Here is a 13,959-nt window from a genome sequence, read left to right on the forward strand (position 1 = left end):
TGACCGCTCCTCGAACCCGTGTCTGACTCTTACGGATGCTTCTTATGCAGGTCTAAGGGTGCCATGCCGGGTCGCCGGGGCAGGCACCGGCATCGATCCTGTGACAGTTCGCACGTGACGAAACGTGATCATGCGGATACGACGGCGCCCGAGAGGTTCTCGATCATGCGTCTGGTGGCCGGGCCGATCACGCCAGACCAGTCCTCGGGAGCCTCGGTCAGCCAGCCGGTGACCCGTGCGGCGAAGCCGGGCAGGTGGCGGCCCAGGTCGACGAGGGCACGGTCGTAGCGGGTGGCGCCCTCGGGGGTGCGGACGAACAGCGGGCCGAGGCGGTGGACGAGGTCGCGCAGGCCGTCGCCGCCGTGCGGGGCCGCGGCGCGCAGCAGGGCGTCGAGTACGGCCGGGTCGCGCTCGCGGGCCAGCAGGAACTCGCACAGCTCGGCGCGCAGCGGGCGGGAGGCGGGGTTCCCGGGCGTCGCGATCACCCCGGCGAGGGCGGCCCGTACCGGCTCGGGGCCGTCGTCCAGGAGCCCGGTGAGCAGCGGCAGCAGCACCGCGCGTACCTCGGGGCCCTGGTCGAGGCGCAGGTCGGCGTACGCGGCGAAGTGCCCGGCGGTCTCGGGCCGCGCCTCGACGACCTCCCGCACCAGCGCGGCCACCCGGCGGGCCAGGCCGGGGGTGGTCACGTCCGCGAGGGCGCGCAGGGCCTCGCCGGCGTCGGCGGGCGGATGCCGCGGTACGGGACGGGCGGCACAGGAGCCCTCGCCGCCGAGGGCGTACGGGTGCTCGCCCTGGGTGCCCAGGCGGGCCCGGAAGGCCGCGAGCACCGCCTCCGGGTGGGTGTTCAGCGCGGCGAGGAGGGTGTTCGGCGGCAGATGGGGGTCGCCCGCGGCGAAGTGGCCGAGGGCCTGCGGGAGATGCTGGGCGCGGGTGCGGGGGTCGCGGACGAGGAGGCCGAGCGCGCCGCCGTGCAGCGGGCTGTCGGCGGGGCGGGCCAGGAGCGCGAGGGCGGCGTAGCGCAGCAGGGCGCGGTCGGCGTCGGTGCGCACGTGCGGGGCGGCGGCGAGGCCGTAGGTGACGGCCGCGACCCGCCGCGCGGGGCGTTCGTCGTGCGCCCAGCGGTCGACGGCCCGGCACACCGCCGACGGCTCGTCCTCCGCCAGTACGGCGAGCAGTTCGTCCCCGCGCCGGTGCGCGGCGTCGACGAGCAGCTCGGTGAGATCGTCCAGCGCCCGGTGCCGGTGCGTGTGCAGCAGTGCCTGCGCGGCCCGGGCGACGGTGGCGTGCGGGGTCGCGGGCAGCGGCCGTTCGTCGTCGAACCAGCGGATCAGCTGCGGCTGTACGGCGGTGGTGTCCGCGGCGAGCAGCCGTGCCGTCGCGTCCAGGTACCGGTCGCCGGTGCCGCTGTCCGGCTCGGCCGGGGCGGGGTCCGCGAGGACCAGGCGGCGCAGCAGGTCGAAGCGGCCGGTGTCGGCCAGTGGCAGCGCGGTCCAGAAGCCGGGCGCGAACTCCCCCGGCACGGGACGCCCTTGGCGCCGCCGGTCGACGACGGTGTCGGCGAGCAGCCGCAGCACCGGCGTGTACGGAGTGGCGTCCGGCACGCGCAGCAGGGTCTCCGTGAACAGCCGGGCGGCCCACCAGGAGTCCGGGTCGGCGTCCAGGGCGTGCGCCAGCTCGTCGAGTTTCGCGGCGAGCCGGTCCGTGCCGTGCTGACGGGCGAGGAGCAGCAGGGCCTGGACGACGGGTCCGACGCGGTGGCGCGGTACCGGGACGACGGGGCGGGCGGTGCGCGGGCCGCGGCGGCGGTGCACCAGGGCGCGCAGGGCCTCGTCGAGGTCGAGGTGGGTGCCCTGGATCCAGTCGGCGAGTTCCTCGTGGGCGAAGCGGTAGCCGCCGCCGGCCGGCACGAGCAGGCCCTCGGTGAGCACGGCCGAGGCCCAGCCGGTGCCGCCGCCGAGCCGGGCGGGGGCGGGTCCCCAGGGGAAGACCGCCTCGAAGGAGGCGCGATCCAGTTCGCCCTGTCCGGGGCCGAGGCTGCGGCGGGCCGCCTCGTGCACCTGCCCGGCCACGCGCGCGGCGAGACGCCGTACGGCCGTGCCGCGCAGGCCGTTCTCGGCGGCGAGCCGGACGGCCACGCGCAGGCACATCAGGTCCAGCCAGGCGGCGAGGACGTCGTCCCGGTCGGTTCTCGGGGCAGGGGCGTCGGGCAGCGCGGCCCGCACCTCGGACAGCAGGCGCAGGGTCAGCGGGTGCCGGGCGTCGGCCTCGGCGAGGGCTCCTTCGGGGATGCCGTAGCGCTCCCGCGCCAGACGTGCCTCGTCGGCGGTGAGATCGCCCAGGCGGAGGCAGGGCGGGAGCCGGGGTTCCTCGGGGGCGGGGGGCGGCGCTTCGGCGTGGGCGCCGGCGGGTGGCTCGTCGGCATCGGGGCCGGGGGCACTGCCGACGTCGACGTCGGTGTCCGTGTCCGTGTCGGCAGCGAGCCTTCCGGCAACGCGGATGAGCCGCTCGCCGCCCCCGGCGGTCCTTCCTCCGCCCGCGCGGGCGGACGGCACCGTGGTGTCGGCACCTCCGGACGGCACCCCGGGCTCCGTGCCCACCCCGTGCAGCATGTGCGGCGGAAACTCCGCCCCCGCGCTCTCCCAGTACTCCGCCCGGCAGGCCACCACCAGCCGCGCGCCCGTGTCGCGCAGCCACTCGGCCGTGCCCTCGGTCCACGCGGGCAGCCGGTGGGCCAGGACGGGCGGCATCTCCTCGGGCCCGTCCAGGAGGAGCAGCAGGGGCCGGCCGGCCGCACGGGCCGCGCGGGCCAGCTGTTCCGGGGTGGTGCCGTCGAGCCCGGCGGTGAAGCCGGTGGCGGAGGCGTGCAGGATGCGGGCGGCCCGGGTGAGGGTGCGGCGTACGGCGTCGGCCACCGAGGTGTCCGTGTCCCGCAGGTCGGCGCCCCGCAGCCACAGGGTCGGGGCGGGTTCGGGGCCGCGGTGCCTGCGGGCGGCGAGTGCCGTCAGTTCCGTCGTACGGCCGCTGCCGGGCGACCCGACGAGGCCGAGGACGGCGGCCGGGCCCCGGTCGAACGCGGCGAACTCCGCGGCCGTGGCGGCCCGTTCGACGGGTTCGGCCGTGCCGGTGCCGGCGGTGCCGGGGGCATGGCCCGCGAGCGCGGCGGGCGGGCCGTCGGAGCCGACGGAGGTGGCGGTGAGTTCGAGGACGCCCGCGAGGTTGAGGTCGGTGCCGTAGGCGGGCACGGTGGCCGCGTTCCGGGCGAGGAGGCCGGCGAGCGGGCCGTCCGGGGCGGGCCGCAGCGGGACGGCGAAGCCCGCGTCGCGCCCGTCGTGCCGCAGGGCGGTGCCGAGCACTCCGATCACCGTGCCGGTCGCGGCGTCCAGCACGGGGCCGCCGGCCGCTCCCCCGCCGAGCCTGAGCGCGTCCCGGCCCGCGGTGCCGATCGCGAGCTCCAGGGCGTCGTGCAGGACGTGGAAGCGGTCGGTGGCCGTGTAGGTCGCGCGGGTCGCGCCCAGCACCCGGGCCTCGCGCCAGCAGCCTGCGGCGAGCCGTACGTACGTCCCGGCGTCGACGCGGTCCCGGACGGTGACGGGGAGCGGGTCCACCCCGAGCCCCTGGGTGCGGACGAGGGCCAGGTCCTGCGCGGGCAGGGGGGTGACGGCCTCGGCGGCGACCACGCAGGACCGGCCCCTGGCGGCGCGCAGCACCAGGCGGCGCAGGCCGTCGACGGCCTCGTGGCTGGTGATCAGGGTGCCGTGGTGGTCGGCGAGGAAGCCGAGGCCGCGTGGCCGTCCTGCCAGGTCGTGCACCTGGACGAGGACGTCGTCGCGGGCGGTGCCTGGAGACGGCGGCGCCTGTCCGTCCCCGTACGGCTCACCCGGTGCCCCGTCCGGCGCGCTGTCGGCCCGCCGGCCCCCTGCCGCCATGGTCGAATCTCCCCGCCTCGCGCGCGTGCCCTGTCCTCGACGGTAGGGGCGCGGTGATCGGGCGGACAGATCGCGCGGCGAACGCGCCCCCCTGCACTCCCTCGGTTCACTCCGAGCGCCCGCCCGGACGGGTGAATGGACGGGGCGGGCCGGACAACCCTGGGGCGTGTTTCGAAAGTCCCGTCGTCCGCCCGAAGGGCGGGCCCCGCGGCGTCTGGTACGTGTGATCGCAAGGTTTCGGAGCGCCCTGACAGCGGAGCTGTTCGGGCGTTTCGGCAACGCCGCTGGGTCCCCTCCGGGGGGGAGTGTGTGCCAGGCGTCGCGCGGCAGGCGCGACTTTCGAGGCACGCCCGAGGAGGTGGGGGAAACCGAGGAGAGACCGAGGAGCGGCGGCAGGACGCCTCCTGACCGCCGCTCCCCGGGCGCCCGGCCGGGCCGCTCGACGGGTCAGCCGAAGACGGCCAGGCTCTTGGCCTTGCCCTTGTGCTCCTCGACGAGCACCAGGAAGCGCCCCTCGGGGTCGAACACCGCCACGGGACCGGAGCCGGTGTACTCGTCCGGCATCTCCAGCCGTACGCCGTTCAGCAGCAGCCGGGCGCGCTTGGCGTCGATGTCCCAGCGCGGGAACGCGGCCGTGGCCGCCTCGGCGACCGGCATGACCGTCAGCTCCTGCTGGAGCTGGTCGAGCGTCCTGGCCGAGTCCAGCTTGTACGGGCCCACCCGGGTGCGGCGCAGCGCCGTGAGGTGGCCGCCGACACCGAGGCCGGCGCCCAGGTCGCGGGCGAGGGCACGGATGTAGGTGCCGGAGGAGCAGACCACCGACACGACCAGGTCGAGCACGGGGGTGCCGTCCTCGGCGACCGCGTCGCGCACGTCGTACACCGCGAAGGAGGAGACGGTGACCGGCCGGGCCGGGATCTCGAAGTCCTCGCCCTCGCGCGCCCGCTTGTAGGAGCGCACGCCGTCGATCTTGATGGCGCTGACCTTGGACGGCACCTGCATGATGTCGCCGGACAGCTTGGCGATCCCGGCGTCGACGGCCTCCCGGGTCACCCCGGAGGCGTCGGCGGACGCGGTGATCTCGCCCTCGGCGTCGTCGGTGACGGTCGTCTGGCCGAGCCGGATCGTGCCGAGGTACTCCTTCTCGGTGAGGGCGAGGTGCCCGAGGAGCTTGGTCGCCCGCTCCACACCGAGGACGAGGACGCCGGTCGCCATGGGGTCGAGCGTGCCGGCGTGGCCGACGCGCCGGGTGCGGGCGATGCCGCGCATCTTGGCGACGACGTCGTGCGAGGTGAAGCCCGACGGCTTGTCGACGATGACAAGGCCGTCGGGCGTGTTGTGCTGCTTGCTCATTCGGCGGCGTCGTCCGTCTCGTCGTCCTCTTCGCCCGGCTTCCTGTACGGGTCCGCTTCACCCGCGTACGCGGCGCCCGCGGACGCCTCGCGCACCTTGGCGTCGGACTGACGCGCCTTGTCGAGGAGGTCCTCGATGGTGCGCGCGGTGTCCGGCAGGGCGTCCGCGACGAAGGTCAGGGTGGGCGTGAACTTCACCCCGGCCGCGCGTCCGACCTCGGAGCGCAGGATGCCCTTGGCGCTCTCCAGCCCTGCCGCGGCGGCGGCGCGCTCCTCGTCGTCCCCGTACACGGTGTAGAAGACGGTCGCCTCCCGCAGATCCCCGGTGACCCGGGTGTCCGTGATGGTGACGTGCGAGCCGAGCCGCGGGTCCTTGATACCGCGCTGGAGCTTCTGGGCCACCACCTCTCGGATGAGGTCCGCCAGCCTCTTAGCCCGCGCGTTGTCGGCCACTGGTCCGTCTCCTTAAGTGTCTTGCTTCTTGCTTCAGTCTTCGTCGCTGTGGAGTCTGCGTCGAACCGAGAGCAGTTCCACCTCGGGCCGTGCGGCCACCAGCCGCTCGCAGCGGTCCAGCACGTCTCCGAGATGTCCCGCGTCCCCCGAGACGTACGCGAGCCCGATCTCGGCCCTGCGGTGGAGGTCCTGGTGGCCGGTCTCGGCCGCGCTCACCGCGTACTTCCGCTGGAGCTCGGCGACGATCGGACGGACCAGGGAGCGCTTCTCCTTGAGCGAGTGGACGTCGCCGAGGAGCAGATCGAAGGACAGAGTCCCCACATACATGTGTGTGTCCGGATGTCCCGCCGGTTCGGGGTACGGGCGCCTCAGCGCGGCGCCGATACGGGAACCGTACACGCAACGGCCGGGGCCGATCGACGGAAATATTCTCCGCCGACCGGCCCCGGTCGCGTGTCAGGTCACACGCGCGGCTTCTCGCGCATCTCGTACGTCGCGATGACGTCGTCGACCTTGATGTCGTTGAAGTTTCCGAGGTTGATACCACCCTCGTAGCCTTCGCGGATCTCGGTGACGTCGTCCTTGAAGCGACGCAGGCCCTCGATGTTGAGGTTCTCCGCGACCACCTTGCCGTCGCGGATGAGGCGCGCCTTGGTGTTGCGCTTGACCTCGCCCGACCGGATGAGCACACCGGCGATGTTGCCCAGCTTGGACGACTTGAAGACCTCGCGGATCTCCGCCGTGCCGAGCTCGACCTCCTCGTACTCCGGCTTGAGCATGCCCTTGAGGGCCGCCTCGATCTCCTCGATCGCCTGGTAGATGACCGAGTAGTACCGGACGTCCACGCCCTCGCGCTCGGCCATCTGCGCCGCGCGGCCGGCCGCGCGGACGTTGAAGCCGATCACGATGGCGTCGGAGCCCATCGCCAGGTCGATGTCGGACTCCGTGACCGCACCGACACCACGGTGCAGGACGCGGATGTCGACCTCTTCGCCGACGTCCAGCTGGAGCAGGGAGGACTCGAGCGCCTCGACGGAACCAGACGCGTCACCCTTGATGATCAGGTTCAGCTGCTGGACCTCGCCGGCCTTGAGCACCTTGTCCAGGTCCTCCAGCGACACACGGCGCGTGCGCTTGGCGAACGCGGCGTTGCGCTCACGGGCGGCGCGCTTCTCGGCGATCTGACGGGCCGTACGGTCCTCGTCGACCACCAGGAAGTTGTCGCCCGCACCCGGGACGTTGGTCAGGCCCAGGACCTGGACCGGCGTCGACGGGCCGGCCTCGGCGACGTTGTTGCCGTTGTCGTCGAGCATGGCGCGCACTCGGCCGTAGGCGTCGCCCACGACCATGGTGTCGCCGACCCTCAGCGTGCCTCGCTGGACGAGGACCGTCGCCACGGCACCGCGGCCGCGGTCGAGACGGGACTCGATCGAGATGCCCTGCGCGTCCTGGTTCGGGTTGGCCCGCAGGTCGAGCGAGGCGTCGGCCGTGAGGACCACGGCCTCCAGCAGCGAGTCGATGTGCAGACCCTGCTTGGCGGAGATGTCGACGAACATGGTGTCGCCGCCGTACTCCTCGGCCACCAGGCCGTACTCGGTCAGCTGACCGCGCACCTTGGTCGGGTCGGCACCCTCGACGTCGATCTTGTTGACCGCGACGACGATCGGGACGTCGGCCGCCTTGGCGTGGTTGAGCGCCTCGACCGTCTGCGGCATGACGCCGTCGTTGGCCGCGACGACCAGGATCGCGATGTCGGTCGACTTCGCACCACGGGCACGCATGGCGGTGAACGCCTCGTGACCCGGGGTGTCGATGAAGGTGATCTTGCGCTCTTCGTCGTTGACCTCGGTGGAGACCTGGTAGGCACCGATGTGCTGGGTGATGCCGCCGGCCTCGCCCGCGATGACGTTCGTCTTGCGGATGGCGTCGAGCAGTCGGGTCTTACCGTGGTCGACGTGACCCATGACGGTCACGACCGGCGGACGCACGACCAGGTCGTCCTCGTCGCCCTCGTCCTCGCCGAACTCGATGTCGAAGGACTCGAGCAGCTCGCGGTCCTCCTCCTCCGGGCTGACGATCTGAACCGTGTAGTTCATCTCGCCCGCGAGGAGCTGGAGGGTCTCGTCGGAGACGGACTGGGTCGCGGTGACCATCTCGCCGAGGTTCATCATGACCGCGACGAGCGACGCCGGGTTGGCGTTGATCTTCTCCGCGAAGTCGGTGAGCGACGCACCGCGCGACAGGCGAATGGACTCGCCGTTGCCGCGAGGCAGCATCACGCCGCCGACCGACGGGGCCTGCATGGCCTCGTACTCCTGGCGCCTCTGCCGCTTCGACTTGCGGCCACGACGCGCGGGACCACCGGGACGACCGAAGGCGCCCTGCGTGCCACCACGGCCGCCGGGGCCGCCGGGACGGCCGCCGAAGCCGGGACGGCCACCGCCGCCGGCACCGGCACCCGGGCCACCGGGACGACCGGCGAAACCGCCACCGCCGCCACCGGGACCGCCGGGACGACCGGCGAAGCCGCCGCCACCGCCACCGGGACGACCCGCGAAGCCGCCGCCACCGCCGGGACGACCGCCGCCGCCACCGGGACGACCGCCCCCGCCGGGACCGCGGCCGCCGGGGCCACCGCCACCGGGACGCGGGCCGGCAGCGGGACGCTGCGGCATCATGCCGGGGTTGGGACGCGGGCCGCCGGGTCCGCCGCCGGGACGGGGACCGCCCTGCGGACGCGGCATGGAGCCCGGAGTGGGACGCGGGCCGCCGGGAGCCTGGGGACGAGGACCGCCGCCCTGGGCGCCGGGCGCCTGCGGACGGGGACCGCCGCCACCGGGAGCACCCTGGCCGCCGGGACGCGGAGCGCCCTGCGGACGGGGCGCCTGCGGGCGCGCCATACCGGCGTTGCCGCCGGAGGTGAACGGGTTGTTGCCCGGACGCGGACCGGCCGGACGGGCACCGCCCGGACGGGGGGCCTGGCCACCGGCACGGGGACCGCCCTGGCCCGGACGACCCGCCTGGCCCTGACCGGGGCCGGACGGACGGGCACCGGGCTTCGGCGCACCCGGACGACCCGCGGGACGCGGGGCCTGGGAGGCGGCCGGAGCCGGAGCGGCCGGAGCGGCCGAAGCGGCCGGGGCGGCCGGCGGAGCGGTGAACTCCGGGGCAGCCGGGGCCGGACGCGGCGCGGGCTTCGGGCCCGGCGTCGGACGCGGACCGGGGGCCGGGGCCTGCGCGGCGGGGGCCGCGGGTGCCGCCGGAGCCGCGGGCGGGGCCGCAGCGGGCTTGGGGGCCGCCGGCCTGGGAGCAGCCGGACGGGCCGCCTGCGCCGGAGAGGGCGCGGCGGGCTTGGGGGCGGCCTTCCTGGGCGCGGCGGACTTGCCGCCGCCCTGGAAGGCGTCAGTCAGTTTGCGTACAACGGGCGCCTCGATCGTCGAGGACGCCGATCGGACGAATTCACCGAGTTCCTGGAGCTTGGCCATGACGACCTTGCTCTCAACGCCGAACTCCTTGGCGAGTTCGTAGACCCGGACCTTAGCCACTTCGCTCCTTTGAGGTCCGGGTTGCGGCCGGACCGTCGCTAGTTCATGGGCGTACTCATCGCGTACTCATCGAGTGCTCATCGCAATCTCGACCTGCTTTCGACTCGCGAGGTACCAGGCCGCACGGGGTGTTCCGTACGGCACGTCTTACGGTGTTGCCTGCTCGGCAACGATCGTCTGCTCCACGTATCGGCGCAACGCCTTTGTGTCGAGCGCTGACGGGGCGCGCAGTGCCCGCGTGAACGCCCGGCGGCGGACCGCCTGGTCGAGACAGACGAGGGCGGGGTGCACATAAGCACCCCGGCCGGGCAGCGTACCGCGTGGATCAGGGACGCATTCGTCCCTGATCGCCACGATGCGCAGCAGACCGGTCTTGGCCGCTCGCTCCCGACACCCCACACAGGTGCGCTCAGGGCATGCTCGGGCGTGCGTCCGGCCAGACACAGTTAAGTCTACCTCCCCGTGCCGACCTCACCCTTTCGGGGCAAGAATCGAACGGCTGTTGTCGTGATCTCAGCGGCGTGCGGCCGGGAACTATTCCCCGGGCTGCTCGGTGTCGGGCCGGATGTCGATCCGCCAGCCGGTGAGGCGGGCGGCCAGGCGGGCGTTCTGCCCCTCCTTGCCGATCGCCAGCGACAGCTGGTAGTCCGGCACGGTCACCCGCGCCGAGCGGGCCGCCAGGTCCACGACCTCGACCTTGGAGACCCGGGCCGGGGACAGGGCGTTGGCCACCATCTCCGCGGGGTCGTCCGACCAGTCGACGATGTCGATCTTCTCGCCGTTCAGCTCGCCCATCACGTTGCGCACCCGGCCGCCCATGGGGCCGATGCAGGCGCCCTTGGCGTTCAGGCCCGAACGGGTGGACCGTACGGCGATCTTGGTGCGGTGGCCGGCCTCGCGGGCGATGGCGGCGATCTCCACCGAGCCGTCCGCGATCTCCGGCACCTCCAGGGCGAAGAGCTTCTTCACCAGAGCGGGATGCGTACGCGAAAGGGTGACGGACGGACCGCGCACACCCTTCGCCACCCGGACGACGTAACTGCGCAGCCGCATGCCGTGCGGGTAGGTCTCGCCCGGCACCTGCTCCTGCACCGGCAGGATGGCCTCCAGCTTGCCGATGTCGACCAGCACGTTCTTCGGGTCGCGGCCCTGCTGCACCACACCGGTGACGATGTCGCCCTCACGGCCCGCGTACTCGCCGAGCGTGGCGTCGTCCTCGGCGTCGCGCAGACGCTGGAGGATCACCTGCTTGGCGGTCGTCGCGGCGATCCGGCCGAAGCCGGACGGGGTGTCGTCGAACTCCCGGGGCTCCTGACCGGGCTCCAGGTCCTCGGGGTCCTCCTTCGCCCACACGGTCACATGCCCGGTCTCCCGGTTGAGCTCCACGCGCGCGTGTCGGCGGCTTCCCTCGGTGCGGTGGTAGGCGATGAGGAGGGCCGATTCGATCGCCTCGACCAGCAGGGAGAAGGAGATCTCCTTCTCCCTGACCAAGCCCCGCAGGGCGCTCATGTCGATGTCCACGGCTACGCCTCCTCCTCTTCCTTCATGTCCTTCTTGTCCTTGCGGTTGAACTCGACCTGCACGCGCGCCTTGGCGATCTCCGGGAAGCCGATCCGGCGGGCGGTGGCCTTGCGGCCCTTCACGCCGGGAACCTCGACGTCCAGACCGTCCTCGTCCACGGTGAGGATCCGGGCGATCACTTCGTCGCCCTCGGTGAGCTGGAACTTCACGAGCCGGTCGACGGCACGTACGTAGTGCCGGTGCTCGGTGAGCGCGCGCTCCGCGCCCGGGGTGCCGACCTCCAGGTCGTAGGCCGCGTCGCCCATCGCGTTGGTCTCGTCGAGCTTCGCCGAGAGCGCGCGGCTCACATCGGCGATCGCGTCCAGGTCGGCGCCCTCGTCGGAGTCGACGACCACACGGAGCACACGCTTGCGTCCGACCGAGTCCACGGCGATCTCTTCGAGATCAAGGCCCTGGGAGGTGACGAGCGGCTCCAGAAGTTCTCGCAGCCTCTCGCTCTGGGTGGTGCTCATCCGGGTGACTCCTCGGCCGCGTGTGCTGTTGTGGGATGGGGCGCGTGTCTGATCAAAGGGTATCGGGTCCCAGGGTGTGTTGCCGTCCACGTCCCGCCCCGGCGGTGGAGCGGAGCGGCGGGGCCGGGACCGGCGCCGACCGCGGCCCGGCGGCGTCCGCGAGGTCCCCCGGGGAGGCGTCGGGCGGCAGCGGTCCCGCGGCGTCCGCCGGGTCCCCCGAGGGGCGTCGAGCCGGTGACACGGCTCACGTGGGTGCGCGGGTACCGTGATCACGGCGGGCCGCCACCCGTCCATCCGTTCGTACGACTCCCGAGGACGTCTGCCGTGCAGTTTCCCCCGCCGCCGCGCATCCCCTCGGGGCCGCGCAGAAGAACCCTGCTCGCCTCGGCCGCGGGCGGCCTGCTGCTGACCGGATGCACCGACGGCCCCGAGGAGCGGGAGGAGGCCACCGCGGGCAGCCCGTCGCTCGCCGAACGGGCACGCGCGCGTGCCGCCGTCGACAGCGCGGGACTCGTGTCACGCTACGACGCCGTCCTGACGGCCCACCCCGCGCTGGCGGACCGCATCGGACCGCTGCGGGAGACCGCCGTGCGGCACGTGACGGCCTTCGGCGGCGTACGGCGCTCCCCGCAGGCCTCCGCGACCGCCTCGGCGGCATCCTCCACGACGGGTCCGGCGGCGCCCACGCCCCCCGCGTCCGCTCCCCCGCCCGGCACCGAGAGGGACGCGCTCGCCGAGCTGGCCGCCTCCGAGCGGGCGCTCGCCGACCGGCGGTCGCGGGAACTGCTGGCGATGCCCGGCGAACTCGCCCGGCTGCTGGCCTCCGTGGCCGCCGCCGGGGCCGCGCACGCGTATCTGCTGACCCGGACCCCGACGGAGGGCCCCGCATGAGCGAGCCGACGAAGCAGGCCGGACTCACCGCGCTCCAGGCGGCACTGGCCGCCGAGCACGCGGCGGTCTACGGCTACGGGGTGGTCGGAGCCCGGATCCGCGAGGGCCGCCGCACCGAGGCCCGCGCCGCCTACGACGCCCATCGCGCCCGGCGCGACACGCTGGTCCGCGAGGTGCGCGACCAGGGCGGCAAGCCGGTTCCGGCGGCAGCCGGATACGCCCTGCCGTTCGCGGTCACCGACTCGGAGTCGGCGGTACGGCTCGCCGCCGAGCTGGAGGACCGTGTCGCCGGGGTCTACTCCGACCTGGTGCGGGCCACCACCGGCGAGGGCCGGGCCGCCGCCGCGCAGGCGCTGCGGGAGGCGGCGGTCCGCGCGGTGCGCTGGCGCGGCGGGAGCGTAGCCTTCCCTGGGCTCGCCGAGCGGGCGGCGACGGCCTCGGCGCCGCCCACGGCCTGAGGTTCACGGGGACACGGGCACGACGGGAACACACGGGGACTCGGGAAGGACAACTCGCGCATGGCTTTCGAACCGCCGCGGCGTCTGGTCAGGGCGCTCGGTGAGAGCGCGCCGGTCGGTGACGACTGGCTGGAGAGGCTGCCCGAGGCGCTCCAGCAGGCCGTCGCGCTACGCGAGTTGACCGTGGAGCGGGTGCAGATGCCGGGCGGCCGCAGCAGCCTCGTCGTCCTCGTGCGCCGGGCCGACGGTACGCCCGCCGTGCTCAAGCTGGCCCCGCCGCGGGCCAGGCCGCTGAGCGAGCGGGCCGCGCTGGCGCACTGGGCCGGGCTGGGTGCCGTACAGCTGCTCGAGGACCGGGCGGCGGAGGGTGAGCTGCTGCTGGAGCGGCTGCATCCGGACGTCTCGGTGCGGTCGTTGCCGGAGGCGAAGGCTCTGCTGGAGGCCGCGGGGACGTTGCGCAGGCTGTGGGTGGAGCCGCCGGAGGGGCATCCCTTCGAGACGGTCGCCGAGCGCACGGGTCGGCAGGCGCGGGCCATGCGGGCGAGTGCGGACGCCGATGCGGAGTTGGCGGCCCTCGTCGACGCGGCGCTGGCGGTGCGTGAGGACTTGGTGGCCTCGGCGCCCGAACACCGGTTGCTGCACGGTACGTTCCGGCAGTCCAAGGTGCTTGCCGCGGACCGGTCGCCGTGGCTGGCCGTGGGGCCCGACCCGGTGGTCGGCGAGTGCGCGTTCGACCTCGCGCGGCTGGTCCGTGACCGGGTGGAGGACCTGATCGCGTCCCCGTCCGGGGCGGCGACCACGCGTCGGCGGGTGAAGCGGCTCGCCGAGTCGCTGGACGTGGACCAGGAGCGGTTGCGGGGGTGGACGCTGTTCCGGGCCGTGGAGTCGGGGGCGCGGGCGCGGCGGGTGGGCCGGGCGGGGGATGCGGATCTTTTGTTGGAGTTCGCGGGGTGGCTGTAGGCCTCCGGCCGGGTTCGGGGGTGGTCGGGGGTCGTTGTGCGGGTGCGGGGGCGTGTGGGTCTTCGCGCCGTTCCCCGCGGTGAGCCCTGCCGGGGGCTGCGCCGGTTCGGGGTTTGGACAAGGTTCGCTGGCGGGTGCGGGATCGTGGGGGTTCTCGCGCCGTTCCCCGCGGTGAGCCCTGCCGGGGGCTGCACCGGTTCGGGGCTTGGACAAGGTTCGCTGGCGGATGCGGGATCGTGGGGGTTCTCGCGCCGTTCCCCGCGGTGAGCCCTGCCGGGGGCTGCGCCGGTTCGGGGTTTGGACAAGGTTCGCTGGCGGGTGCGGGATCGTGGGGGTTCTCG

Annotated in this window: 11 protein-coding genes; 3 read left to right on the forward strand and 8 right to left on the reverse strand. The window is 74.1% G+C overall.

Translation table 11 applies throughout. From position 1 onward, the window contains the following. Positions 1-128 precede the first annotated feature (128 nt). From ACFYR0_RS36010 to rimP, 8 genes are all read right to left on the reverse strand, one after another. Positions 129-3,926: a serine protease gene (locus tag ACFYR0_RS36010; RefSeq protein ID WP_389337997.1), complete on the reverse strand. Its 3,798-nt coding sequence runs from the start codon at positions 3,924-3,926 to the stop codon at positions 129-131. Positions 3,927-4,373: 447 nt separating this feature from the next. Further along, the gene (truB, locus tag ACFYR0_RS36015; RefSeq protein ID WP_389338000.1) at positions 4,374-5,279 is read right to left on the reverse strand and encodes a tRNA pseudouridine(55) synthase TruB; all 906 of its coding nucleotides are present in this window, start codon (positions 5,277-5,279) and stop codon (positions 4,374-4,376) included. After that, the gene (rbfA, locus tag ACFYR0_RS36020; protein ID WP_386377956.1) at positions 5,276-5,731 is read right to left on the reverse strand and encodes a 30S ribosome-binding factor RbfA; all 456 of its coding nucleotides are present in this window, start codon (positions 5,729-5,731) and stop codon (positions 5,276-5,278) included. The genes truB and rbfA overlap by 4 nt, the downstream gene beginning before the upstream one ends. Before the next feature lie 33 nt (positions 5,732-5,764). After that, the gene (locus ACFYR0_RS36025) at positions 5,765-6,058 is read right to left on the reverse strand and encodes a DUF503 domain-containing protein (RefSeq protein ID WP_386377957.1); all 294 of its coding nucleotides are present in this window, start codon (positions 6,056-6,058) and stop codon (positions 5,765-5,767) included. Between the two features lie 134 nt (positions 6,059-6,192). Continuing rightward, positions 6,193-9,276: a translation initiation factor IF-2 gene (gene infB / locus ACFYR0_RS36030; RefSeq protein WP_389338004.1), complete on the reverse strand. Its 3,084-nt coding sequence runs from the start codon at positions 9,274-9,276 to the stop codon at positions 6,193-6,195. A 147-nt stretch (positions 9,277-9,423) separates the two neighbouring features. Further along, positions 9,424-9,720 carry a YlxR family protein gene (locus tag ACFYR0_RS36035; protein ID WP_389338007.1) on the reverse strand — a complete coding sequence of 99 codons (297 nt, stop codon included), beginning with the start codon at positions 9,718-9,720 and terminating at the stop codon, positions 9,424-9,426. Between the two features lie 90 nt (positions 9,721-9,810). Next, positions 9,811-10,797: a transcription termination factor NusA gene (gene nusA / locus ACFYR0_RS36040; RefSeq protein WP_386377960.1), complete on the reverse strand. Its 987-nt coding sequence runs from the start codon at positions 10,795-10,797 to the stop codon at positions 9,811-9,813. A gap of 2 nt (positions 10,798-10,799) precedes the next feature. After that, positions 10,800-11,309, reverse strand: a complete 510-nt coding sequence (gene rimP / locus ACFYR0_RS36045) for a ribosome maturation factor RimP (protein ID WP_386377961.1) — start codon at positions 11,307-11,309, stop codon at positions 10,800-10,802. A gap of 324 nt (positions 11,310-11,633) precedes the next feature. Here rimP and ACFYR0_RS36050 point away from each other — a divergent pair, with 324 nt between their 5' ends. From ACFYR0_RS36050 to ACFYR0_RS36060, 3 genes are read left to right on the forward strand one after another with little or no spacing between them, the layout of a single operon-like run. Then, on the forward strand, positions 11,634-12,200 hold the full coding sequence (locus tag ACFYR0_RS36050) for a hypothetical protein (RefSeq protein WP_389338011.1): 567 nt from the start codon (positions 11,634-11,636) through the stop codon (positions 12,198-12,200). Further along, positions 12,197-12,658 (forward strand): ferritin-like domain-containing protein, encoded by a 462-nt coding sequence (locus ACFYR0_RS36055; RefSeq protein ID WP_389338014.1) that lies wholly within the window; start codon positions 12,197-12,199, stop codon positions 12,656-12,658. The genes ACFYR0_RS36050 and ACFYR0_RS36055 overlap by 4 nt, the downstream gene beginning before the upstream one ends. A 60-nt stretch (positions 12,659-12,718) precedes the next feature. Further along, entirely contained in the window at positions 12,719-13,618 is a 900-nt protein-coding gene (locus ACFYR0_RS36060) for an aminoglycoside phosphotransferase family protein (RefSeq protein ID WP_389338017.1), read from the forward strand. Positions 13,619-13,959: the final 341 nt, after the last annotated feature.

The sequence above is a fragment of the Streptomyces sp. NPDC005017 genome, from assembly GCF_042873115.1.
Lineage (GTDB): Bacteria > Actinomycetota > Actinomycetes > Streptomycetales > Streptomycetaceae > Streptomyces.

Coding starts and splice junctions, on each gene's coding strand:
- ACFYR0_RS36010 (WP_389337997.1), bottom strand. CDS start 3,926: ATGGCGGCAGGGGGCCGGCGGGCCGACAGCGCGCCGGACGGGGCACCG.
- truB (WP_389338000.1), bottom strand. CDS start 5,279: ATGAGCAAGCAGCACAACACGCCCGACGGCCTTGTCATCGTCGACAAG.
- ACFYR0_RS36025 (WP_386377957.1), bottom strand. CDS start 6,058: ATGTATGTGGGGACTCTGTCCTTCGATCTGCTCCTCGGCGACGTCCAC.
- rimP (WP_386377961.1), bottom strand. CDS start 11,309: ATGAGCACCACCCAGAGCGAGAGGCTGCGAGAACTTCTGGAGCCGCTC.
- ACFYR0_RS36055 (WP_389338014.1), top strand. CDS start 12,197: ATGAGCGAGCCGACGAAGCAGGCCGGACTCACCGCGCTCCAGGCGGCA.
- ACFYR0_RS36060 (WP_389338017.1), top strand. CDS start 12,719: ATGGCTTTCGAACCGCCGCGGCGTCTGGTCAGGGCGCTCGGTGAGAGC.